1 protein-coding gene and 1 pseudogene are annotated in these 1,422 nt (G+C 69.5%); both read left to right on the top strand.

Annotated elements, in window-relative coordinates; all coding sequences use genetic code 11:
• On the top strand, positions 1 to 1,217 hold a 1,217-nt coding region (locus tag HUK84_RS18130; protein WP_176641486.1), incomplete at its 5' end, for an FtsX-like permease family protein.
• A pseudogene (locus HUK84_RS18125) lies at positions 1,210 to 1,422 on the top strand (hypothetical protein); the annotation flags it as partial. The gene HUK84_RS18130 and the pseudogene HUK84_RS18125, both read left to right, overlap by 8 nt.

The following is a 1,422-nucleotide window of genomic DNA, read 5'->3' as shown; positions in this document are numbered from 1 at the left end:
CCGTCCTGGCGGCCGCGCGCCAGCCGGCGGGCGGGCGGATGGGCCGGCGATTGCGCAATGCCCTGGTGGTGATGCAGTTCAGCTTCGCCGTCGCGTTCGCCATCTGCACGCTGGTGGTCAACGCGCAGGCATCGTTCCTGCGCCAGGCCGACCGCGGCTTCCGCCAGGACCGGCTTTTCCTGGTTTCTCTTGAAAGTTCCAGGAAAATCGATGCGCGGCAGCAATCCATCATGGATCATTTCCGCGCACTGCCCGGCGTACGGTCCGTGACCCTGTCCGACCGGCAGCCGCGCCCGAACAGCCAGTCCAACGACACGTTCAAGCGCGCCGACCGCCCGCAGACCGATCCGCTGCTGACGGTCGAATGGGTCGGACGCGACTATGTCCGCACCTATGGCGCCACCCTGCTGGCCGGCCGCTGGTTCGACGCCGCCCATGGCCAGGATACCGCCCTGAAACCCGGCTACGCCGACGGCACGCCCGCCACCGCCAGTATCGTCATCAACGAACAGGCCAGCCGTACCCTTGGCTTTTCCGATCCATCGCAGGCGCTCGGCCATGTGCTGATCAAGGGCCAGATCCGTTTCGTCATCATCGGCGTGACGCGCGACGTCCGCTTCAGGTCGCCGCGCGCGCCGGTGGACCCGCAGGTCTATCTGCGCACCGACGACATGGTTCCCTTCGCCGTCATCGCCGTCCGCGCGGACTCGGTGCCGCCGCAGGTCATGCTGGACCGGCTGCAGGCCGCATGGCGCACATTGGCGCCGGACATGCCGTTCATGGGCGAGGCCGCCGCGACACGCCTGGCCCCCTATTTCCAGCCGGATGCGCGGCGCGGGCAATTATTCACCCTGGGCGCCGTCGTCGCCGTCGCCATCGCCTGTATCGGGCTCTACGGCCTGTCCTCCTTCAGCGCCGCGCGCCGCATCCACGAGATCGGCATCCGCAAGACGCTGGGCGCCAACACGCGGCAGGTGCTGGCCCTGCTGATCGGCCAGTTCCTGCGACCGGTGCTGCTGGCCAATCTGATCGCCTGGCCGGCCGCCTGGGTCGCCATGCGCGGCTGGCTGGCCGGGTTCGACGAACGGGTGGGCCTGTCGCCCCTGCAATTCGCGACGGTCAGCCTGCTGGCCGCCCTGCTCTCCCTGCTCACCATCCTCGGCCAGACCATCCGCGTCGCCCGTGCCGAGCCCGCGAAGGCACTCCGCCATGAATAAGCGCATCCTCCTGCTGGCGACGATCGCAGCATTCCCGTTCGGCCCGGCCGGCGCCCATGCTGGCGCCCACCCGCGCCCGGCGGCCGAGGCCCCTGCTCCCCAGCAAACCATGACCTTGCAAACCATGACCCTGGAGCAGGCCATGACCCTGGCCTATCGCGGCAATCCGGCCCTGCTGGGCCAGCAGGCGACGCAGCGCGCGGCG

Origin of the sequence: Nguyenibacter vanlangensis (assembly GCF_013376155.1) — a bacterium.
Classification (GTDB): domain Bacteria; phylum Pseudomonadota; class Alphaproteobacteria; order Acetobacterales; family Acetobacteraceae; genus Gluconacetobacter; species Gluconacetobacter vanlangensis.
The sequence above is the reverse complement of the archived record's forward strand: the minus strand, read 5'-3'. Positions and strand labels throughout refer to the sequence as shown.